Origin of the sequence: Streptomyces sp. NPDC085946 (assembly GCF_044540485.1) — a bacterium.
In the GTDB taxonomy this organism is placed as follows: domain Bacteria; phylum Actinomycetota; class Actinomycetes; order Streptomycetales; family Streptomycetaceae; genus Streptomyces.
The window spans coordinates 1-20156 of record NZ_JBITSF010000016.1; the positions used below are offsets into that span (position 1 = coordinate 1).

Genomic DNA, 20156 nt, shown 5'->3' on the forward strand with positions numbered 1-20156 from the left:
GCGGGTCCAACGGCTACCGCACCCGCGCCTGGAAGACCGAACTCTCCGCCCTGGCCGCCGAGACGGGCCTGGACATCACGGTCTGCCACATGCCGTCGGGCACCTCGAAGTGGAACAAGATCGAGCACCGGCTGTTCTCCCACATCTCCATGAACTGGTGCGGTCGCCCGCTGACCAGCCACGGCGTCATCGTGAACAGCATCGCCGCGACCACCACCCGCACCGGGCTGACCGTCCACGCCGAACTCGATCCGGGCACCTACGACACCGGCATCAAGGTCACCGACAGCGATATCGACGCCCTGCCCATGCACCGGCACCGTTTCCACGGCGACTGGAACTACACCCTCCACCCCCACCCTCGCGACACCACCAACGCTGCCACGACCCCACGGCCGGCCGGCAACCCGTCCCCGCAGCCCTGCTCCGGGTGCCTGCGCAACCCGGAGCTGACCGGCATGCCCGAACCGGCGCTGGACGAACTCGTCGACCAACTGGCCCCGAAACTAGACGAGTTACGTGAGCAAGGACGGCTCCGGCAGCGAGGAGGCGAACGCATCCGTGCCCGGGGTGCTGGGGCCAAGGACAAGCTGACCACCGCCGACAGAGTCCTGGCCACCGTGCTCTACCTGCGCAAACTCGGCACCCGCGACCTCCTCGCCCAGCTCTTCGGAGTCAACACCAGCACCCTCACCAGGGCCGTTCACCAAGTCCAGCCCCTCCTGGCCGAATACGGCTGCACCATTCCATCTTCGACAGCCAGATTCCGAACACCCGCTGACGTCACCGCGTTCCTCGCCAACAGCAGCCCCACGAAGATCAAACCAGCATGTTGATTCTCTGCGAGCCCTTAGACGATGTCCCGCAAATGCTCGGGAGTATGCCGTCTGGCCTATTTGTTCGCCTGCCTCCGGTGAGGGTGACACCCGCAATGATGGCGGTCGTCAGCACCCAGCCGAAGGCGATCAGCAGGTAGGCCAGCCACTGGAGGCTGTCGTTCGACCAGTACCAGGCCGTGCGCTGACCCAGACCACTGGTGGGGATCAAGAGGTCGAGTGTATGGACGAAGGGCTGGAACGGGGCGCCTTCGCCTTGTTTGACCGGGTTGGGGGAGTGAGTGCCGAAGGACAGCGTGCCCAGGGCGGTAGCCATAGCCGACGGTGGCATCGAGCAGGTGCCCCCACACGCGCGCGGCCGATGGCGCTGTTCGGCCAGGAGTACGCGGCGGGCCTCGTCGTCGTGGCCGGCCTTCCGATACCAGTTCGCCAACTGCTCATAAGGCTGGGGGTTGCAGCCCGGGCTGCGTCGTATCCACGCCACGCGGCGGGCCACAGAGTCCCGCCGCCCCACTGCCCCCGCCGCTCGCCTGCCTCGTCCACCTTGATGGAGCCGTAGATGAAGCCGTCCAGCTCCACCATGTCCGGCCAGCTGCGGTCGCTGTCATGGAGGTAGGACACCTGCGCGCCCCGCAGGTCCACGAAGCCGGACGGTGGCCGGGCGAGTGTGAGGTCGAAGTCGACGGCCTGCATCAACACTGCTTCCAATGACGGGCCGTGGTCGTCGGGCGGCCCGTTCAGGACGGCTCCTTCGAAGGTCAGGTCCGAGATCCGGGCACCCCGCAGCCGTATGGTCCCGTCCGCGCTGAACCCGTCGGAGAAGGCGAGCGTCGAGGCCACGGCGTTGTCCAGGGCGAGCGCCACCCCGCGCGGGCCGGGGTCCATCAGGCGTGCGCCCCGCATGTGCAGTCCGCCGGGTAGCTGCGCCCCCAGAGACGGACTTCACCGTGCGCGACGAACCCGTCCACACAGTAGACGCCGCCCTCCGCAACCAGTCCGCCGGCGGACACTGCCCATTCCTCGGGTGCGGTGATTTCGGCGCCGTTGAGGTTCACGGCGCCGCTCACGTGGGTGTTGATGAGCGACAAGGCGGTGACCCTTCGGTGGAAGGGCGAGGCAGAGCTGCCTTCCGGACGGGAGCGCTGCAAGTCGAGGCGTCCCTCGATACGGATCAAGCCGGCTTCCATGCCCGGCACTCGGCTGCCCACGATCGCAATCGACCGGGTCGACGCTCCGGAGAGATCCACGCCCTCCTCGAACCAGCAGTCCTCGAGCCAGAGGACATGAGCGATCTGTGCACCGGCCAGGTCGAGGTGCCCTGATATCCGCGCCCCGGCGAGCCTCAGGCCCGCGACGGGCCCGGCTGCGCGGTGTCAGCGCCCTGGAGGAGCGCCACGATCACGGGGCCCGAACCCGTCCGCCCGGGGCCCCACTGCCCGTCCTCGTCGACACGGTCGCCCCCAACTCGCGTTCCGGTGAAGTCAACTCGTCGTACGAGAGCACCCATACGGAGTAGTGACCTTCCTTCGCACTCGCCTTGCCCTACCACTTGCCCTACCAAAGGGCTGTCCCGTAAGTGGCTCGTCCCTTTCGCGAGTCCGCGGTCGGTTTCAGGTCAGAACCATCCATCGTCTGCCGTCGATGAGTTCTCGTGCGGCGTCGAGATGTCCGGCGTGGCATGCGGTCTCGGTGATGACGTGCAGCAGGACATCCCGGACGGTGTGCAGGTGCGGTTCGCCGAAGAGGTGGTGGGGCCACCAGGCCAGAGGGGTGTCCGCGTCCGCGGCGGCAACGGCGGTGTTCGCGAGGTCCGCCTCCGTGCGGTACCGGTCGAGTACCTCGGTATGCGGTACGTCGGGGGCCACCTGCCAGGCGTCGTCGATGTCGTCGAGGGCTGCGATGACGGCGGGGTCGCCGGTGATGACGGCACGGAACCAGAACCGCTCGACGTCGAGCGCGAGGTGCTGGACGAGCCCCAGGCAGCTCCATCCGGACGGCAGCACGGGCCGCCGCAGTGCCTCCGCGTCCAGCCCGTCGAGTATGCCGAGGACATGACGGCGCTGTGCGTCCAGAAAGGACAGGAGGGCCTGAATCTCGGTGTCCGCGGTCGCCGGCACGGTCGCGGTCACTGTGCGATCTCCCAGATGTGGCCGCCCGGATCCTGGAAGCTGGCAGTCCGGATTCCCCAGGGCCGGTCCATCGGGCCGTTCAGCAGCGTCACGCCGCGGGTGGTCAGCTCCTTGCACATCGCGTCCACGTCGTCCACGGGGAGGGTGAGCTGAAGGCGGGAGCCGGCGTCCGGGGCGGCGACGCGCGCGGGGCCGATCAGCTCGTGTGCTGCGGTGGATTGCAGCAGGTTGATGATGGTGTCCCCGAAGCTGAACACAGCCGAGTTGTTGTCCTCGTAGGTCACCGGCAGGCGGAACACGTCACGGTAGAACCGCTTTGTGGCCTTCAGGTCCTCTACGAACAGGGTGATGGCACTGATCTTTCCGGGCCACGCGGTTTCGGTTGTCGTGTGGGTCACGGCTACAAAGGATCTCCTAGTGGCTGCCCCCTGCATAGGTGGCAGCGGGTATCTCCTCGTGAGCAGGCCGAAGCCTGTCCGGTGAGGGACAGGTCGTGCAGGCGGGCGGCCCCGAGCATGGCGTGGTGGACGCCGTCGCCTTTCAGGCGGCAGTCGCGCGGGATCTTCCAGGTCTTCATGCGGGCGAAGGCGTGCTCGACGCGGGCACGGACCTTGCAGTGGGAGGCGTTGTGCTCTTGTTTCCAGTAGGGGAGATCGGCCTGGCCGGGCTGGCGGCGGCGCGGGACGATGAGGCCGGTGCCGCGGTAGCCGCCGTCGGCGACGACGGTGGTGTGTTCGACTGCTCGGCCACCTCGTGGTCGCGGGTGGGGCTCAGGGTGCCGTCCACGACGAGCACGGTGTCGTTGCGGAACCTCTTGCGCTGCCGGAGCGCAAGCGTCGGGCCGAGGTGGGTGATGATGCGGTCCGCGGCCGACTTCGACACGCCAAACAGCGGAGCCGGGAGGTGACCGGCAAGATCCGCCGCTTGCGCAGCTCTCGGCGGTTGGGGTTGGAGTCGTAGCCCTTGTCACCGAGGAGTGAGCCGGGGCGGCGGCGCGGGCGTCCGCGCCGTCCGGCCACGGGCGGGATGCCGTCGACCAGGGCGAGGGTCTGGGTGACGTCGTTGACGTCGGCCGCGGTGGTGATGACCTTGAGCGGGGTGCCGCGTCCGTCGCAGATCAGGTGGTGCTTGCTACCCGTCTTCCGTCGGTCGACCGGCGACGGACCGGTGTCGGCGCCCCCTTTTTCGCGCGGATGTGGGAGCCGTCCACGCACGCGCGGGACCAGTCGAGTTCGCCGGCCGCGTTCAGCTCGGCGAGCAGGATGCGGTGCAGTTGGTCGAAGACCCCGGCCTGCTGCCACCGCTCCAGGCGCCGCCAACAGGTCTGCCCGGAACCGAGTCCCAGCTCCAGCGGCAGGAGTTGCCAGGCTATGTCGTGGTGCAGGACGTACAGGATGCCCTGCGGACACAGCCGGTCCGCCACCGGCCGTGGGCCCGGCGACTTCTCCGGCCAGGGCGGCAGCAGCGGCTCGATCAGCGCCCACAAGTCGTCGTCCACGATCCATGGCCGGGTGCTCGCGTCCTCCCGAACGGCGGAATCGTCACATCGGTCACGCCGGACCAGGGCACCGCAACAAGATCAAGTCACGAGCTCGTAGGACACGGTCCGATACTGCAACGGTCTTCGGCGTGACTGGCTGCCAGGCTGTTCGCCGGCCTGGGCTCGGATGGGGATCTTGGTGATGTCAGGGCGTAACGGAGAGGCTAGCGAGGTGCCGCGAGTACGTCCCGGAGCACGTCCGCGAGCGTGACGCGGGCCAGCTCGTGTCTCACGGTCTCCTCGATGCCCTCGTAGATGCTCTGCATCGCCGGCTGGATGCCGTGACCCACCACGCATCCCTGGTCCGGGGTGGTGCGGTGCATCGCGAACAGCGGGCCGGGTTCCACTGCCTCGTACACGTCGAGCAGGGTCATCGACTCCAGCCCGCGCGCCAGCGACCAGCCCGCGCCCACGCCCCGCCGGGACTCCACGAGCCCGGCCCTGCGCAGCTCGCCGAGCAGCCGTCTGATCACCACGGGGTTGGTGTTCGCGCTGGTCGCGATCTGCTCGGAGGTGGCGACCTCATGGCCCTGGCGCTGGTAGAGGCCGATCCAGGCCAGCGCGTGGGCGGCGATGGTCAGCCTGCTGTTGGCGCTCATGGGCTCCTCCTCTCGGCCACACCGCTTCATGTTACGGCAGTCGTAACGACGAAGGTTGCAACAGTCTGTCGTAACAATTAATGTTGCGACTGCCGGAAAGGATCAATCAACGAGGTGAGAAGGATGAGCAAGCCACTCACGGGCAAGGTCGCCCTGGTCACGGGGGGATCGCGCGGACTGGGAGCCGCGACCGTACGGCTGCTGGCCGAGCAGGGCGCCGACGTCGCCTTCACCTACGTCAGCTCCGAGAAGCAGGCGCAGGCCGTGGTCGACGAGGTGCAGGGCAAGGGAGCCAAGGCCGTCGCCTTCAAGTCCGACCAGGTGGACACGAGCCGGGCGCCGGCGCTGATCGACGACGTGGTCGCGCACTTCGGCGGCCTGGACATCCTCGTCAACAACGCGGCGATCTCGGTGGAGCAGGGCCGCACGGTGGACGACCCGGACGCCGACACCGCCGCACTGGACCGGATGCACGCCACCAACTACCTCGGCGTGATCGCCGTCATCCGGGCCGCCTCCCGAGTGCTGCGCACGGGCGGCCGCATCATCACGGTGAGTTCCGGACTGGGTTCCCGGGTCGGCGTCCCGGGCGTTGCCGACTACGCGGCGACCAAGTCGGGCATCGAGAGGTACACCATGGGGGTCGCACGGGACCTCGGGCCCCGCGACATCACGGCCAACGTCGTGGAAGCCGGGCTGATGGACAGCGGCATGCAACCGCCGGACCCCGACACCCTCAAGGCCCTGCTCAGCTCGCTGTCCCTGCAACGCATGGGGCGCCCCGAAGAAATCGCCGCGGCGATCGCCTTCCTGGCGAGCCCTGCCGCATCGTACGTCACGGGCGCGGTGCTGGACGCCCACGGCGGCTACAACGCCTGAACCCGAACCCCTGCCGCGCGCCCCGAAGGACATCGCGTCTACGGGGCGCGCACTGCCGACGACCCGTGTGTGCGTGGACACGCCTCAAGAAGCCCGGATCGTGATCGTGTCACGAGCTCTTATGGGCAGTCCAATAGGACCCGTTTGCGCGCACTGCCGGGCGATCGGAACCCGACGGCGACGCCTGAACGCGGGCCGACCCGCCCTGCTCACCCTTGCCCACCTGCGCAATGGTTACTCCCACGTGCAGTTCGGGGTTGGGTTCGGCACCGGCGTCATTGCCTGCCGCTGTGCCACCGAGACATCGAGCTCCTGGGCTCTTTCGTCCCCACGCTCACGGAAGCGGTCAGGACGGCAGGGAATTCGTTCTGCCGGACGGTGCCGCGCAGCCTGTGCCGGTGCGGGCACACCGCCGCGGAGTTCATGCCTTTCTGCGGGTGATCCCCTGTGTCATAGCGACTGCGACCGCCAAGAAGCCCGCGGTGACGGCGAGCAGGACACCCGTGGGCGCCAGGGCGTCCGCCGAGTCCGACGCGCTGTGCAGGTGGGTGAGCATGATGTTGACCGGGGAAACGCCCTTGCCCAGCAGCACGGCCAGCAGGAGCACCAGGGCGAGGACGAGCGCGTAGCCCTGCCGCCGGAACACCAGCCGCGAGCAGACCAGTCCGATGGTCATGCCGGTGAAGGCGCAGATGAGTTGGGCCGCAATCCCCAGCGCCAGATCCGCGAGGCCGGGTGCGCGGGCTCCGAACATCAGCGGCAGCACCAGGCAGGCAGCCATCAGCAGCAGGCACCACATTGCGGCCGTCCCGACCGTCGCGAGCAGGACGCGTAGAGGGCTGCCGGCGCTGACGACGACGATCGAGCGGTGCGCCTGGTCCTCGAGACCGATCAGTGTCACGGTCAGCCAGACCGAGCACGGCAGCATGGCCCCGGCCACCGAGGCGTAGGTCGCACTGAGCGGGCCGGTGTCGCTGCTGGTCAGCACGGCCACCAGGCCGAGGAACAGCAGCAGCGGCGCGAGGTAGCGCTGGGAGAGCAGCAGCAGCGTGAACATATAGCCGACCAAGGCGATCACCGGGTGGTCCCCCTCGCATCACCCCGGAAACTGCGTTCGGCCGCGGCCCCGGCCAGGCTGACCACCGACCACCGGTGCTGCAGTGCCGTCAGCAGTACGGCGTCCGCGTGCTCCCGCGTCACCCGCAGGACGACCTCCCCTCCGCGCTGGGCAGCGCCCGTCACACCCGGCAGCACGGACCAGTTCACCTCGATCGGCGTGACGCCGGTGGGCGGCGCAGTCAGGACCAGCTCGGCCATCGAGGGGCGACTCCTGGTGTGCTGGCCGCCGTGCGCGGTAACCCGGCCGTCGTCGATGCTGTAGGCACCTCGGGCGTGCGTCTCGGTGATCGCCTCGCGGTGGTCGGTGAAGACCACTGCCCCGCCCTGTGCGGCCACCTCGTCGATGAACTCGGCGAGGACACCATGGGCCGAGACATCCAGACCTGACCAGGGTTCGTCGAGGACCAACAGGTCCGGTGGGATGAGCAGGGCCTGGGCGAGCGCCACCTTCTGCGCGTTGCCCTTCGACAGCGTGCGCAGCGGTGCGTTCCGCCCGCCTACCAGGGACAGCCGCTCCAGCAGGTCATGGCCTCGGGCACGGGCGGCGGAGGCCGACAGGCCACGGATACGCCCCATGTGGGTGAGATAGGAGATCGCCGAGATCCGATCGTGGACGGTGAAGCGGTCCGGTACGTAACCGATGCGCGGTGGTCGGCCCGACACGCTCCCGGTGGTGGGCTGTGACAGTCCTACGAGGATCCTCAGCAAGGTCGACTTCCCCGAACCGTTGCCGCCGACCACCGCGAGGACATCACCGGTCGCGACCTCCATGTCCACATCGCTGAGGATCCACCGTCCTGCGCCGTACCGTTTGCCGACCGCCTCGCAACGTAACAACTCAACTCCTCACTGTGGCCTACGCGCTGGTCCTTCCAGCCTGGCGGACGGGCTTGGCAGTCGAGCTGACAGGCTGGTGAAGCCCTTGATGGACGGGTTTTCGACCAGAGAACCGTCTCCACCGGAGGCTTTGCGTGCTTGCTTACCCGCCGGGCGTCGACGTGTCCAGCTCCGCCCCGCGCTTCCTGTCCGCCACCCTCCGCCGGCACCGGCAGGAGCTCGGCACTCGCCGGCGGCGCCTGAGCCCGGGCCGGCAGGCCCTGCTCACTCTCGCCCATCTGCGCAACGGCCACCCGTACGCTCGGCTCGCAGCCGGTTTCGGAGTCGGAACCACCACCGCCTACCGGTACGCCGCCGAGGCCGTCGAGCTCCTGGCCGCACTCGCCCCGACCCTCGCGGAAGCGACTCGTGCGGCGTCGACGAAGGCGTTCGTGCTGCCGGACGGTACCCTGCTGCCGGCCGACCGGATCGCCGCGGACCGTCCCTTCTGCTCCGGCAAGCACAAGAAGCACGGGATGAACGTACAAGTCCTGGCCGATCCGTCCGGTCGGCTGTTGCGGGCCTCACCTGCTCTGCCCGGTGCCGTCCACGACATCCGGGCCGCCCGCGAACACGGCGTCATCGCCGCTCTGGCGGAAGCCGGCATCACCTGCTGGGCCGACAAGGGATACCGAGGTGCCGGGGGGCACCGTCCGGGTTCCATACTGAGGGCGCTGGAAGACCCTTTCCGCAGGCCAGAAGGCCGTCAACCGGTCCCACGCGAAGATCCGGGCTCTCGTCGAGCAGGCCGTCGCCATCCTCAAGTCCTGGCGGCTCCTCCGTAAGCTTCGGTGCTCGACCACCCGCATCACGAGCCTCGTCCAAGCCGTCCTGACCCTGCATTTGACCAGCTCAGACCGATGATGGAAAAAGCTCAGTGCTGGGGTCCGCACTTCGCGGGTGGCAACGGACGGTGGGTTCCAGTGGCAACGCGCAGTCGTCCGGGCCGCGGTTATCGGCGACCGTCCTGGTGGCGCTCGCTGCGCCGCAGGGCTCGACGCTGCTTTCCCGGCAGGGTGGAGGCCAACTCTCCCACCTGGCAGACGTCGTGGCCCGTAGCATCCCGGCTGCCTCGGCACCACCACACCGGTGGGCCGGCCGAGTCCGTTTCGCCCTGGTACCAGTCTTCAGTGGTCCCTGCGGGGCGAGGGTGCATTCCGATCTTGTGTGCCGGGCAAATCGGCCAGACCTGCCAGAGCAACTCCATGATGGTCTCCTGCGCCGCGTCCGCGACACCCGTCAGGACCGTCGCCGCATCATCCGGCTCTGGAGGGTCGCCCTCCTCCCGGTCAGATGCATTGACCGCGTTGCCGTGCCAACGGCCGTCCGGCATCGCCACATAGACCTGGACCCTGTCGATGGCTCCCTGGGGCGCGGGCTCCCAAGACGGGACGAGCATCAGTATCAGCGCGTCCTGACCCGGCAGGGTCGCCCTCAGGTCGCGGTTGACCACGGCGAGTGCAGCCTCCAGCTTCGGCCACTGGCCGGGCTCGGCTCGCCTGGGCTCCGGAAGACGCTGTCGCCCGTGACCAGGGCCGGTGCTGAAAGACGAGGAGTGGTTCACCGAGACATCGTCCCAGTTACGGTGCCTGTCACCCCGGCGGCGAGGACATGAGTTGTCGCCGAGGCCGCGCTGTTCGCAGTGATCGAGTGTGACCGGAACCCAGCGGAAGCCGGGACTGTAAACCGTTCGGTGTAACTCCCGATCATGGAGGATGCATCGATGACCAGTGAGAACGTGGCCGAGCAGAACGCTGTCGAGTCGGCAGCGGCTGTGCCGGCGAAGGCCGTGGACGACCGGCTGATCGACGAGCCGGTGAGCCAGGCCCGGGCCGAGGACCTGCAGCTGACCGGCGAGGGCGGGTTGTTGCAGCAGCTGACCGAGCGGCTGCCGGAGTCCGCCCTGGAGGGCGAGATCACCAGCCATCTCGGCTATGACAAGCACGATCCGGCGGGCAAGAACGGCGGCAACTCCCGCAACGGCACACCTCGGCACCGAGGCCGGCAGCTTCGTCGATGGTCCGGTTCCAGTCGTCCTTGGTCATGCTGCCGTGGCTCAGCGCCGGCCTGGTGCTGGCGTGGCAAAGGGCCGGACAGGTGAGCTGGCAGCGACCAGTGATCTCCAGCGGCAAAACCGCAGCGCGGTGAGGGCCTGCGGAGCGATCGTCATGACGCGACCGTAGGACGCGGACCGTCAACCCGCCCGCCATTGTGGCCACTTGGTTCTGGCGCTGTGGCCGGGCATGCGGGCGGCCGCGGCTCCGTCTTGCCCGACGCCCAGCCACCCACGGTCGCCCGCCGCACGCCCAGAGCGGCGGCCACTTCGTCCAGGGTGAGCGCGTGAGCTGACGCAGCCGCCTATGCTCGGCCGGCGGCGGCAGCGGGGGCCGAGACGCGCCCAGCGCGTCGACCACGTCGAACACGAGAGCACCTCCGCCCCTCGCGCTACCCGAACCCCTCATATCGCGTACTTGAAAGCGTATGTAGCGCGTACATGCAGAGTATGGTCGCGGACAAGGGAGGGAGCGTGCGACGGTGGGCAGACAACCAGACCGGCCGGCACCCTCCAGAGTGCCGGTCTTTCGGGGAGCCGGGCATCGCCCCCATCCTGGGCACTCAGCCCCCGCCATCGTCGTGGGCCCTCGCCCCGAGGGCTTCGTCTTTGGGCTCATCAACCCCCGAAAGGGGGCCCAGCATGAACATCACGCGTACGCATCTTCGGCCGGCCCCTGCGCAGATGCGACCGATCAGGTCCGTAGGTGAGCGGTCAGACGGGCCAAAAGGGAGACACAGTCGCGTAGCTGCTGCTGTTCCGTTGCGCTGAGTGTCTCACTGATGGCGGTGCCGAGCCGGTCCGAGCGTTGGCCTCGTTCGCTGCGCAGGCGGGCTCGTCCGGTTTCGGTGATGTGGACCAGGAGCTTGCGCCGGTCGGTCGGATGGGGTTCGGTGCGCACGAGTCCACCGGCGCGTAGGTCCTTGACGGTCTTGGCGGACGACTGGTGGGTGACCCCCCGGCGGTAGGCCAGTTCGGCCGTGGTCTGCGGACCGGTGCGGTCGAGGTGGCCGAGGATGGCGGCTTCGCCGGAGGGCATGGTGTCCACGGTTCGTACGGCGCGGACCAGTTCGCCGATGACCTGCCGCAGGTCTTCTGCCAGGGTGTCCTCCTCGTTCATGGGTTGCATCCTAGGCGCGTCATGCAATCAATGTGTACAACTAGGTTGTATTTTTTTGGGAGACTTCACCGGTTCTCCTCGGAGCATGGGCACTTCGGGGCTTTCTTGGGTGACGGTGCCTGTACGAGTCTGCCTGCTGCTTCCGTGTTGCTCGGATCACCGGGGCGGTGCGACGGGCGGGGTGGTCGGGTGCGACTGCGGACGTCTGGTCGGGTGGGTTCACCGAGGGGCAGCACGTTGCGCCGATGGACGGTGTTCCAGAACTGTGCCGTTGCCGTGTACGCGGCGGCGGTCGCGCAAGCGATCAGGAGCCAGGAGCCGGCGCGGGTCGAGACGGCGAGGTTGCCGAAGGCGCCGATGGTGATCCAGAACAGGCCGAAGGCGGTGAACGAGGTCGCCCCGAAGGCGTTGCGGGTTCGGTATCCCCGTAGCCCCGCCAGGGGCTGAGCTCCACCGCCCAGGAAGACGGCGACACATGTGTCCAGACCCGCCCGTTCCACCCGTCCGGTGTCGGGGAGGTTGCCCATGAAGGTTCCCAGGGCGAAGGCCCACAGACCGAGCGTGTCCGGACTGGCGAGGCGCGGTTCGTCTCGGTCCTGCGTGTGTTGATCAGCGGGTGCTTGATGTGTATGCGAGGTCATCGCGGTCCGCGCTCCTGCCACAGGACGCGGGTGTCGGGCAGGGAATCGGCGGTGGTGGGATTGACTGCCGCTCCGATGCCTTCCACCGCTGTGACCAGTGTCCGGCCGGGGGAGAGGGTGATATCGGCTGCGGACGTCCGGCCGGGGGTGCCGGTGAGGACGACGTCGCCAGGTTCCAGGGTGAGGAAGGTGCTGCAGTAGGCCAGCAGTTCGGCAGGGGTGAACAGCAGATCGCTGGTGGATCCGCGCTGCCATTCCACGCCGTCGACGGTGAAGGTGACGGTCAGGTCGCGGGCGTTGTCGAGTTCGTCGGGTGTGACCAGTACGGGGCCGAGCGGGGTCGAGCGGTCGAAGACCTTGCCCTGGAGCGCTTCGGTGGTGCGGTGCTGCCAGTCCCGCAAGGACATGTCGTTGGCCACGGTGTAGCCGGCGATGGCCTCGTTCGCCTCCTTCACGCCGGCGCGGCTCAGGCGCCGTCCGACGATGACGGCCAGTTCCGCTTCACCGTCGATGTGGTCGCTGATCCGCGGCAGTGTGATGTCGTCGCGAGGACCGGTGAGTGTGGAGGGAAACTTGGCGAAGAACGTCGGGTAGGCGGGGGTGGGGCGTTCCAGCTGCTGGATGTGGCTGCGGTAGTTCAGACCGATGCACAGGATGTGCGCCGGGGAGGGGGAGACGCGTGCGTAGTGAGCGGTCCGCGCGTCGACCTCTCCGGTTTCCGTCAGGCATTCGCGGCGCAGGTAGGCGTCGACGGCGTGAGAGGCATCGACGAGGACGGCGCGGTCACCTTCGATGCGGGCCGCGGTGAGGGCGTCGTCGATACGGAGGGTGGCGAAGCGCACGGCTGTTCCTTGGGTGTCCGGGTTTCACAGCTGGATCGTGGTGCCGGGGGTCAAACGGGTGATGGGGGTGCCGGTCAGGCCGTTCTCACCGAGGAGAGCGGCGGTGGACTGCTGGCCGAGGTCGCTGAGCATGAGTTCGTGGATCTGGATGATCTGCTCGGGCTTGACGGCGCGCACGTAGTCGGCGGCTTCGCCGAGCTTGGTCCAGGGCCCGCTCGTCGGCAGCAGGAGCGTGTGCACCGAGGCGTCGGGCACGAAGTAGGCATCACCCGGGTGGTAGAGGACTCCGTCGTCGACGAGGTAGCCGACGTTGTCGGGGCGCGGGATGTCCTCGTGGATCAGCGCGTGCCGATGGCCGTGGACGGTGACGGTGAACGAACCGAAGGCGAAGGTGTCACCGGCGGCAACGGCCCGGACGCGGCCGTCGTGACAGCCGAGCGTGCCCACCACCGGAGCCGGCGCATAGACGTGCAGGTCGGGCTGGGCCTGCAGGGCCGAGGACACGACCTCCTCATCGAAGTGATCGAAGTGCTCGTGGGTGATCAGCACGGCATGGGCCCGGGATACGGCCTCGGCCGCTTCGGGTGTGAAGGTGCCGGGGTCAATGACGAGACGGGTGCCGTCCTTCTCCAGCGCGACGCAGGCATGGGCGTACTTCGTGAATCGCATGGGAGGTCCTTCCTGGAACCACCGAAATGTACAACTAGACTGTACAAGATGACTGCATGATCTTCAGAGGAGGCAGTCTCATGCGTCAAGCCGGAGTCGTCGGATGTCCTGTCCGAGGAGGTGGGCTGCGGTGGGTGATGCTGTGACCCTGCTCGGTGTGCTGGCCAGGCATCGCGGTCGGCACGGGCCAGACCAGTGCGCCCCGCAAGGCAGCGGGCGACACCTCAACGCGGCCGATCTCCTGACCTGCCTGCCGTTTTACCAGGGAGGCGAGTTGGTCGGCGTCCAACCGGTCTCGCCTCGATTTGATGTTCGATAGCCACACGCCGAGCTTGACGGTCACCGGTTCCGCCTCGCCGTCGACCGTGACCTGCTCGCTGTGGCCGCGCGGTACCGGCGGCTTGCCCTCCCGTTGCACCCACTGCGTGAGGGCCACAAGGCCGCGTTGGAAGGCCTGTTGCGCCTTGCCCGGGTCCTTCGCACGCCTGGCCGCCGGGGCGGGAGAGGGCGCCTCAGCGGACCTGACGCCCAGCTCGGTCAGCCGTTCCTGCTGCTCGGGCAGGAGCTGCGCCCAGGTGCCCGGGTTCTTCTGCCGCTCCAACCACCGGCCGATGTCGTCACCGTCCATGAGCACGCCGGGCTGGGTGTCGGGCAGCACCCCACCAGGCTCGTCCTCGGCGAGGTCGGCGAGCACCCGGTTAGACCCGGGTGCGCAGGAACGCCGCGATGGTTGCTGGGTCGCGTGGTGTGGAGAAGTGCAGCAGCGCGGACTCGCCGCAGTGTCGGCGTCGTCGTGCTCCTGGCTTTCGCTGTCGCTCGCGCCGCCGGCGTCGATAATCTGCCCGCCCTCATCCCGTCGGAGGTGGATCTTGCGTTGTCCGCTGTGCGGGCGCGGGAGGCGAGCTGCTCGACCAGGCGTTCGTCGTGGGAGCGCAGGCCCTGGAGGACGGCGACGAGGGGGCGGTAGCCGGCGGAGGCGACCATGTCGGTGGGGTCCTCGCCGGGTTCCAGGAAGACGGGCACGATGATCCGCGCGATCTTGATGCTGCCGTTGCGGTGGGGCCGCAGGGCGCGGCCGATGTTCTGCACGATCTCGACCTGGGAGCCGCGGATGTCGGCGAAGCGGATCGAGTCGACTCCCCGCCCACCGGTGATGTCCACGCCCTCTCCGAGCACGAGAACGCCGGCGAGGAAGGCGTGGTGGACCCGGCGCCCGGCGGCGTCGATGCCGCCTGCGAACCGGCGCAGGACTTCGCGCCGCTCGGACAGGGTGTGGTCGCCGCACAGCCACGCCGACCACACCCTGTCCGGCGGGACGTGGCGGCCGGCCTCCAGCTCGTAGAACTCCGCGTCGATCGACGACGCGGGGAGCTTCTCCGCCTTCGCCAGATGCTCGTCCGAGGCGTCGTTCATGTACAGCTCGGCAGCGGTCTGAGGCAGCTTCTCCGCGAACGCGGCGGCCTTCTCCACCCGCTGGTGGAACGTCATCACGGTGCGGAGGTTGTGCGTGGCCGCGTGTTCCAGGAGCGCGGTCTGCAGCAGGGCCAGGCGCCGGCTCCGCCGCGCTTCCTGGACTCTCCGAGGATGAGGGAGGGGGCGTGGATTTCCAGGACGTCGATCTCGAACCCGGCGAGGATCCCGCGCTCGATCGCTTCCGACAGCCTCAGTTCGGCGATCCACAGCCCGTAAGTCTCGGAGCCCTGGCCCATCGACGCCAGCTCCAGCTCCCGGCCGGCCGGCCCTTCTGCGGCCGGGGGGCCAGGATGCGCGGGGTGGCGGTCAGGTAGAGCCGGAAGTCCGCCGGATCCGCTGGTTGTCGTGGATCGCCGCCCACGGCCTGCCAAGATCACCGGCGGTTGAGTGGGCCTCGTCCACGATCGCGAGGGCGAAACCCGCCATCCGCTGGCCGTACAGCCGCTCTCCGCCCACCAAAGCGGCCTCCAGCGGCCCCCTCACCTCCCCATGGCTCGCAGGCGCGTCGACGTCCTCGCGGTCCACGAGAGAGGCGTAGGTGGCCGAACACCACCACCGGCCCGAAACCGGCCCGCAGCGCCAGCTGGATCGGGTTCGTGGGGGCGTGTCACGTTGGTTGGCCGGGTGGATGATCTTCTGGTTGATCGTGTTGGAGGAGGGAGCTGTCCGTGAGGGCCGTGTCGCTGTCGTACAAGAGGCACCGGTATCCGGTCGAGGTGATCTCCCACTGTGTGTGGCTGTCCTACCGCTTTCCGCTCAGTTTCCGCGAGGTCGAGGAGCTCATGCTCGAGCGCGGGATCGTCGTCATCAGAGACCGCCCGCCCAACAACGTGACAGCGTCCAACCTCCATCTGGGCCTGCTCGAATTCGCCTGCAGCATCATCTGCCTCCGACCCCTCCGAAGGTCATTCTGAAACGATCAGTAAGCCGGTCTTTGCATCGGCACTTGAACCCGTGTCACGGTCGTCAGGTGCTGGAGCGGATGACCAGGCGGGTGGGGAGAATCAGCGGGGTAGGGTCCTGCCCGTCGACGAGTGCGACGAGCATGCGCGCCATCTCCCGTCCGAAAGCCTCTATGGGCTGATGGACGGTGGTGAGCGGCGGATCGGCGACCTGGGCGACCGCCAAGTCGTCGAAGCCGACCACGGCGACGTCGGCGGGGACCCGTCGGCCGGCCTCCCGCAAGGTGCGCAGCGCTCCCGCCGCCATGTTGTCGTTGGCAGCGAACACTCCGTCGACGTCGGGGTGGTCCGCCAGCAGTGCGGCCATGGCGGCGGCTCCGCTGGGCTCGGCGAAATCGCCCTCCTGCGGAGGGAACGGATCGAGACCGGCGCCCAGCATGGCGTCCCGGTAGCCGCGGTACCGGGCGCGCCCGGCCTCGGTGTCCAGACGTCCGCAGATCGCAGCCACGCGCCTCCGGCCGCGCGAGACCAGATGTTCGGTCGCCTCGCGCGCTCCGCCGACATTGTCGACGTCCACGTACCACCGGGGAGCCGAACCGACCGGACGCCCACCGAACACGACGGGCATCTGCGCCTCGTCGGCCATGCGCGCCAGCGGGTCGTCCTCGCGCAGCGCCATCAGCATGACCCCGTCCGCGCCCTTGGACCGAAGGAGCTCTTCAACCCGCTTGCGGCCCCGGTCGGAAGCGGCCAGGCACAGCATCAGATGCAGGTCGGCCTCCTCCAGGGCGGCCGACGCCCCTACGATCACCTGGGCGAAGAACGGATCGGCGAAGATCGACGGATCCTCTCCCGAGACGACCAGGGCGGCCGCTCCCGTCTGTCGCGTGGCCAGAGCGCGGGCGGTCGGATTGGGTACGTACCCGAGTTGCCGGACGGCCCGCTCGACCGCCTCACGCTTGGCGCGGCTGACGTGCGGAGCGTTGTTGAGGACGCGGGAGGCCACGGAGCGGGAGACACCGGCGCGTTCGGCCACCTCGTCGAGCGTCGGCTGCCGACGCGGCGCATCCTCTGCCATGAACCATGGGCCCCTCCCTCTCGACCGGACGGGCAGCATCTCACCTCGGCCCATGCGGCTGCCACTCGCATGGCGGACGCCAGGGAATCAGCAAGGCCCCTCAAGGACCGATCAACTGGGAGCGCTTCCAGTTTCAGGCCCTCCAGCCCTTCTGCATGCAAGTCGCTGAGAATACCGGCGCGTTGACACTTGACAGCTCAACTGCCCCGTCACACCATACCGACCACACCCAACAGTTTCGCCGCGCTTTTGGGAGCGCTTCCATTGGGAGCGCTCCCAAGCATGATCGTGCCACCGCACTTCTCAGCGCGTCGCATGCCCGGGACGAGAGCGTGCGACGCATCCCTGCCAGGAGAACGAGGTTCAGACATGCGCCGCAGACTCCGCGCCTTGACCGCAGCGCTCTGTGCTCTGCCGCTGGCGTTCGCCGCCGCACCGTCCGCCCACGCGGCCGACCCGACCACCATGACCAGTGGGTTCTACGTAGACCCCGACTCCAGCGCGAAGAGGTGGGTGGCCGCCAACCCCGGCGACGGCCGGGCCGCTGCGATCAACGCCTCCATCGCCAACACACCGATGGCCCGCTGGTTCGGCTCTTGGAGCGGCACCATAGGCACCGCCACGGGTGCCTACGTCGGGGCGGCGGATTACCGGGACAAGCTGCCCATCCTCGTCGCCTACAACGTCTACAACCGCGACTACTGCGGCGGGCACTCCGCCGGCGGAGCCGCTTCGCCGTCCGCCTACGCCGACTGGATCGCCCAGTTCGCCGGCGGGATCGGCAACCGCCCGGCCGTCGTCATCCTGGAACCGGACTCCCTTGGGGATTACGGCTGCATGACCCAGGCGCAGATCGATGAGCGCGAAGGCATGCTCACAGGCGCCCTCGCCCAGTTCAACCGCCAGGCCCCCAATACCTGGGTCTACATGGACGCCGGCAACCCGCGCTGGGCCGACGCGGCGACCATGGCCCGGCGCCTCCACGAAGCCGGCCTCCGCCAGGCCCACGGCTTCTCGCTCAACGTCTCCAACTACTTCACCACCGCAGAGAACACCGCCTACGGCAACGCCGTCAACAGCGAACTCAGCGCCCGCTACGGCTACACCAAGCCGTTCGTCGTGGACACCAGCCGCAACGGCAACGGCTCCAACGGACAGTGGTGCAACCCCTCGGGCCGCCGCATCGGCACGCCCACCCGGACGGGCGGAGGCGCCGAGATGCTCCTGTGGATCAAAACCCCGGGCGAATCGGACGGCAACTGCGGCGTCGGAGCCGGCTCCACGGCCGGACAGTTCCTCCCCGAGGTCGCCTACAAGATGATCTACGGCTACTGAACCAGGACTCCCGCCGCCCGCCCAGGCGATCGACAGTCCGCCGGGCGGCGGGCGCTCCCTCAACCAGCTCATCAGCCAGGAAGCAGCCATGGATCCACGCAGCCCGCGGCGCCGCGGCCCTCACCGCCACGCCGACGGTCATGCCGTCGCGCTGCGGGCCCTGCCCGACCATGACGCGCTCTTCGACGTCGACTTCAATCCGTCCGCTACGAAAGCGGAGTAATACGTGATCACACACTCCAGGGCCAGGTCGGTCACTGCGGCGAGCTCACCGATGGACGGCCAGCCGTCCGTACTTTCCTGTCCGACCCGGTGAAGATGCCCACCGTCGGCACTTTTTGGGAGGAGGCGGCCGACCGGGCCCGCGACCAGAACTGGTCCCACGGGGAGTACCTCGACCACCTGCCCTCCCTCCGTTGCGACGTCCTCGCGCACCGCGGAAGGCACGTTCGTCGCGAAGGCGGAGGACGCAATCCTGCTCGGGCCGCCCGGAACTGGGAAGACGCCGCAGATGGTGGGAGACGTGCGGGAGCGCGCCGCCGGTATGGGTGAAGGGGGTCACCGTCAGCGCGACGTGTGACCGCGGGCCGGAGGGCCGCCCGCGCCGCTCCGGCGCGGCAGCGTCGGCCGCTCACCGGTGAGTGCGGGAAGCACCGGGCGCCGACCGGCGGGGGAGGCCCGGTACGTCGAGGGGCGAACGGTGTACGGATACCGAGTGGAGCCAGGGCCGTCCTGGCTCCACTCCATGGTGCGGGCGTGTTACTGGAACTGTGCGAAGAACCTCCAGATTTCTGCTTTGGTCCAGGTGGCGATGCCGCTTTCGCCGGGGGAACCGTCGACCGGACCGGGTACGTGGCCTCCGTCGAACGCGGCCCATTGGACCGGGTATCCGGCACGGCAGCCCGAGTAGGTGGTGGTGATGTGCGTTCGGCTGCCCGGCGCGGGCTCGCGCGGGTTCTGGGGGGTGCAGCCGTTGTTGCCGACGAATCTGTCGCGCAGGGAACGTCCTTGCGCGATGTTGAGGACGTTGTCGCTGATGCCGTGGATTCCGAAGTAGGCGATGGGCTGGGTGCCGCCGCTGCACCCGCTGATCTGTGCGCCGGAGATGACCGCGACGGCCCTGAAGACGTTGGCCCGGCTGCATGCGAGTGCGTAGCTCATGCCGCCGCCCCAGCTGAATCCCGTGGCGAAACGCTGTGCCGGGTTGACACAGAGGCCGTCCTCGATGCGCCGGATCATGTCGTCCACGAAGGTGACGTCCTCACCGCCGGAATTGGCCCAGCCGTTGCCGAGGCCCTGGGGAGCGACGAGGATCGCGGCGTTGTTCGACTGTTCCTGCTGGCCGTAGTAGGACCAGGCGTTCCCACTCGTGCCGCCCGAGGCGACGTCGCCGGCGGTTCCGCCCCGCCAGTGGAACGCGAAGATCAGCCGGTAGGGGTGGCTGTTGTCGTAGTCGGAGGGAACCCTGAGGATGAAGCTGCGGCTCTTGCCCCCGCTCTGAATCGTGTGCGTACCGCTCGTCAGAGTCGGGGCGCTGCCGCATCCGCTGCCGCCACCGGACGACAGCTTGATCATCTGCCACTGCTGGTTGGCGCCGCCCCAGTCGGTGTACTGGACGACGTTGCCGCCGTCGGCGGTGGAGGCGCCCTGCACCTCCACCGCCTTGCCGCTGGTGCGGTTGATCAGCCGGACGTGGCCCGCGTCGGAGTCGGCCAGGCGGAACTGCTGGTTGGCCCCGTTGTGGTCGGCCCACTGCTGGATCGCGGCACCGTCGGCGGTCGAGGCGCCGGCCACGTCGAGAACCTTGCCCGAATGCCGGGCCTTGAGGCGGTAGAAGCCGCCTCCGGAGTCCACGAACTGCCACTGCTGGCTGGCTCCGTCGCTGCGCGTCCACTGGCCGACCCGCGCGCCGTCGGCGGTGGACGCGCCGGAGACGTCCAGCGCCTTGCCGCTGTTGCGATTGACCAGGATGTACAAGGCGTCGGTGTCCACCGTCGCCGCCTCGGCGGGCGCCGGATCCACCGCGGCGAGCACGCTGATCGCGAGGGTCGCCGCCACCATGGCG

The 20156-nt window shown here is 68.7% G+C and carries 19 protein-coding genes and 8 pseudogenes; 8 read left to right on the forward strand and 19 right to left on the reverse strand.

Translation table 11 applies throughout. The features are described 5' to 3' along the window. Positions 1-836, forward strand: an 836-nt coding sequence (locus ACIF8T_RS27480) for a transposase family protein (protein ID WP_400038790.1), incomplete at its 5' end; no start/stop codon positions are given. On the opposite strand, the gene ACIF8T_RS27485 is transcribed toward ACIF8T_RS27480, so the two are convergent. The 8 genes and pseudogenes from ACIF8T_RS27485 to ACIF8T_RS27520 all read right to left on the reverse strand — a co-directional run bounded on the left by ACIF8T_RS27485 (position 820) and on the right by ACIF8T_RS27520 (position 5104). Beyond that, on the reverse strand, positions 820-1152 hold the full coding sequence (locus ACIF8T_RS27485) for a hypothetical protein (RefSeq protein ID WP_400038791.1): 333 nt from the start codon (positions 1150-1152) through the stop codon (positions 820-822). The genes ACIF8T_RS27480 and ACIF8T_RS27485 overlap by 17 nt on opposite strands. 568 nt (positions 1153-1720) lie before the next feature. Further along, positions 1721-2083, reverse strand: a complete 363-nt coding sequence (locus ACIF8T_RS27490) for a hypothetical protein (protein ID WP_400038792.1) — start codon at positions 2081-2083, stop codon at positions 1721-1723. 363 nt (positions 2084-2446) lie between these two features. Further along, a complete protein-coding gene (locus ACIF8T_RS27495) occupies positions 2447-2965 on the reverse strand; it encodes a DUF664 domain-containing protein (RefSeq protein WP_400038793.1) in 519 nt (172 codons plus the stop codon). Continuing rightward, positions 2962-3363, reverse strand: coding sequence for a VOC family protein (locus ACIF8T_RS27500; protein ID WP_400038794.1), 402 nt, complete (start codon positions 3361-3363; stop codon positions 2962-2964). The genes ACIF8T_RS27495 and ACIF8T_RS27500 overlap by 4 nt, the downstream gene beginning before the upstream one ends. 2 nt (positions 3364-3365) lie before the next feature. Next, positions 3366-3862 (reverse strand): annotated as a pseudogene (locus ACIF8T_RS27505) (transposase); the annotation flags it as partial. A gap of 68 nt (positions 3863-3930) precedes the next feature. After that, a pseudogene (locus tag ACIF8T_RS27510) lies at positions 3931-4179 on the reverse strand (transposase); the annotation flags it as partial. Further along, positions 4083-4463, reverse strand: coding sequence for a transposase (locus ACIF8T_RS27515; RefSeq protein WP_400038795.1), 381 nt, complete (start codon positions 4461-4463; stop codon positions 4083-4085). The pseudogene ACIF8T_RS27510 and the gene ACIF8T_RS27515, both read right to left, overlap by 97 nt. A gap of 206 nt (positions 4464-4669) precedes the next feature. After that, positions 4670-5104, reverse strand: a complete 435-nt coding sequence (locus ACIF8T_RS27520; RefSeq protein WP_400038796.1) for an Rrf2 family transcriptional regulator — start codon at positions 5102-5104, stop codon at positions 4670-4672. A gap of 123 nt (positions 5105-5227) precedes the next feature. Here ACIF8T_RS27520 and ACIF8T_RS27525 point away from each other — a divergent pair, with 123 nt between their 5' ends. Both ACIF8T_RS27525 and ACIF8T_RS27530 read left to right on the forward strand, forming a co-directional pair. Continuing rightward, entirely contained in the window at positions 5228-5983 is a 756-nt protein-coding gene (locus ACIF8T_RS27525) for an SDR family NAD(P)-dependent oxidoreductase (protein ID WP_400038797.1), read from the forward strand. 157 nt (positions 5984-6140) lie between these two features. Continuing rightward, a pseudogene (locus ACIF8T_RS27530) lies at positions 6141-6340 on the forward strand (IS5/IS1182 family transposase); the annotation flags it as partial. A 64-nt stretch (positions 6341-6404) separates the two neighbouring features. On the opposite strand, the gene ACIF8T_RS27535 reads toward ACIF8T_RS27530, so the two are convergent. Both ACIF8T_RS27535 and ACIF8T_RS27540 read right to left on the reverse strand, forming a co-directional pair. After that, positions 6405-7061, reverse strand: coding sequence for a hypothetical protein (locus tag ACIF8T_RS27535; RefSeq protein WP_400038798.1), 657 nt, complete (start codon positions 7059-7061; stop codon positions 6405-6407). Beyond that, entirely contained in the window at positions 7058-7879 is an 822-nt protein-coding gene (locus tag ACIF8T_RS27540) for an ATP-binding cassette domain-containing protein (protein WP_400038799.1), read from the reverse strand. The genes ACIF8T_RS27535 and ACIF8T_RS27540 overlap by 4 nt, the downstream gene beginning before the upstream one ends. 194 nt (positions 7880-8073) lie before the next feature. Here ACIF8T_RS27540 and ACIF8T_RS27545 point away from each other — a divergent pair. Further along, a pseudogene (locus ACIF8T_RS27545) lies at positions 8074-8842 on the forward strand (transposase family protein). 88 nt (positions 8843-8930) lie between these two features. Here ACIF8T_RS27545 and ACIF8T_RS27550 read toward each other — a convergent pair. Further along, a complete protein-coding gene (locus ACIF8T_RS27550) occupies positions 8931-9431 on the reverse strand; it encodes a hypothetical protein (protein WP_400038800.1) in 501 nt (166 codons plus the stop codon). 270 nt (positions 9432-9701) lie between these two features. Between ACIF8T_RS27550 and ACIF8T_RS27555 the strand changes: the two are divergent. Continuing rightward, a pseudogene (locus ACIF8T_RS27555) lies at positions 9702-9965 on the forward strand (IS256 family transposase); the annotation flags it as partial. 242 nt (positions 9966-10207) lie between these two features. Here the strand turns inward: ACIF8T_RS27555 and ACIF8T_RS27560 are convergent. From ACIF8T_RS27560 to ACIF8T_RS27585, 6 genes and pseudogenes are all read right to left on the reverse strand, one after another. Next, positions 10208-10440, reverse strand: a pseudogene (locus ACIF8T_RS27560) (helix-turn-helix domain-containing protein); the annotation flags it as partial. A 285-nt stretch (positions 10441-10725) separates the two neighbouring features. Then, on the reverse strand, positions 10726-11151 hold the full coding sequence (locus ACIF8T_RS27565) for a MarR family winged helix-turn-helix transcriptional regulator (protein ID WP_400038801.1): 426 nt from the start codon (positions 11149-11151) through the stop codon (positions 10726-10728). A 65-nt stretch (positions 11152-11216) separates the two neighbouring features. After that, complete coding sequence (locus ACIF8T_RS27570; protein ID WP_400038802.1) at positions 11217-11792, reverse strand: acetate uptake transporter; 576 nt, start codon at positions 11790-11792, stop codon at positions 11217-11219. Next, positions 11789-12634, reverse strand: coding sequence for a fumarylacetoacetate hydrolase family protein (locus ACIF8T_RS27575; protein WP_400038803.1), 846 nt, complete (start codon positions 12632-12634; stop codon positions 11789-11791). The genes ACIF8T_RS27570 and ACIF8T_RS27575 overlap by 4 nt, the downstream gene beginning before the upstream one ends. Before the next feature lie 24 nt (positions 12635-12658). After that, entirely contained in the window at positions 12659-13303 is a 645-nt protein-coding gene (locus ACIF8T_RS27580; RefSeq protein ID WP_400038804.1) for an MBL fold metallo-hydrolase, read from the reverse strand. Between the two features lie 85 nt (positions 13304-13388). Beyond that, positions 13389-15374 (reverse strand): annotated as a pseudogene (locus tag ACIF8T_RS27585) (hypothetical protein); the annotation flags it as partial. Positions 15375-15453: 79 nt separating this feature from the next. Between ACIF8T_RS27585 and ACIF8T_RS27590 the strand changes: the two are divergent. Continuing rightward, positions 15454-15582, forward strand: a pseudogene (locus tag ACIF8T_RS27590) (IS6 family transposase); the annotation flags it as partial. A 160-nt stretch (positions 15583-15742) separates the two neighbouring features. Here the strand turns inward: ACIF8T_RS27590 and ACIF8T_RS27595 are convergent. Then, positions 15743-16756, reverse strand: a complete 1014-nt coding sequence (locus tag ACIF8T_RS27595) for a LacI family DNA-binding transcriptional regulator (protein ID WP_400038805.1) — start codon at positions 16754-16756, stop codon at positions 15743-15745. Between the two features lie 369 nt (positions 16757-17125). On the opposite strand from ACIF8T_RS27595, the gene ACIF8T_RS27600 reads away from it, so the two are divergent. Together ACIF8T_RS27600 and ACIF8T_RS27605 are read left to right on the forward strand one after the other, a co-directional pair. Further along, complete coding sequence (locus tag ACIF8T_RS27600) at positions 17126-18091, forward strand: glycoside hydrolase family 6 protein (RefSeq protein ID WP_400038806.1); 966 nt, start codon at positions 17126-17128, stop codon at positions 18089-18091. An 88-nt stretch (positions 18092-18179) separates the two neighbouring features. After that, positions 18180-18314: a hypothetical protein gene (locus tag ACIF8T_RS27605; RefSeq protein ID WP_400038807.1), complete on the forward strand. Its 135-nt coding sequence runs from the start codon at positions 18180-18182 to the stop codon at positions 18312-18314. 536 nt (positions 18315-18850) lie between these two features. On the opposite strand, the gene ACIF8T_RS27610 is transcribed toward ACIF8T_RS27605, so the two are convergent. After that, entirely contained in the window at positions 18851-20152 is a 1302-nt protein-coding gene (locus ACIF8T_RS27610) for an RICIN domain-containing protein (RefSeq protein ID WP_400038943.1), read from the reverse strand. Between the last annotated feature and the right edge of the window lie 4 nt (positions 20153-20156).

What these genes read in the sequence shown, in the direction of transcription:
- ACIF8T_RS27570 (WP_400038802.1), bottom strand. Translation starts at nt 11,792, where the DNA reads ATGACCTCGCATACACATCAAGCACCCGCTGATCAACACACGCAGGAC.
- ACIF8T_RS27600 (WP_400038806.1), top strand. Translation starts at nt 17,126, where the DNA reads ATGCGCCGCAGACTCCGCGCCTTGACCGCAGCGCTCTGTGCTCTGCCG.
- ACIF8T_RS27605 (WP_400038807.1), top strand. Translation starts at nt 18,180, where the DNA reads ATGGATCCACGCAGCCCGCGGCGCCGCGGCCCTCACCGCCACGCCGAC.
- ACIF8T_RS27520 (WP_400038796.1), bottom strand. Translation starts at nt 5,104, where the DNA reads ATGAGCGCCAACAGCAGGCTGACCATCGCCGCCCACGCGCTGGCCTGG.
- ACIF8T_RS27525 (WP_400038797.1), top strand. Translation starts at nt 5,228, where the DNA reads ATGAGCAAGCCACTCACGGGCAAGGTCGCCCTGGTCACGGGGGGATCG.
- ACIF8T_RS27580 (WP_400038804.1), bottom strand. Translation starts at nt 13,303, where the DNA reads ATGCGATTCACGAAGTACGCCCATGCCTGCGTCGCGCTGGAGAAGGAC.
- ACIF8T_RS27595 (WP_400038805.1), bottom strand. Translation starts at nt 16,756, where the DNA reads ATGGCAGAGGATGCGCCGCGTCGGCAGCCGACGCTCGACGAGGTGGCC.
- ACIF8T_RS27610 (WP_400038943.1), bottom strand. Translation starts at nt 20,152, where the DNA reads ATGGTGGCGGCGACCCTCGCGATCAGCGTGCTCGCCGCGGTGGATCCG.
- ACIF8T_RS27565 (WP_400038801.1), bottom strand. Translation starts at nt 11,151, where the DNA reads ATGAACGAGGAGGACACCCTGGCAGAAGACCTGCGGCAGGTCATCGGC.
- ACIF8T_RS27485 (WP_400038791.1), bottom strand. Translation starts at nt 1,152, where the DNA reads ATGGCTACCGCCCTGGGCACGCTGTCCTTCGGCACTCACTCCCCCAAC.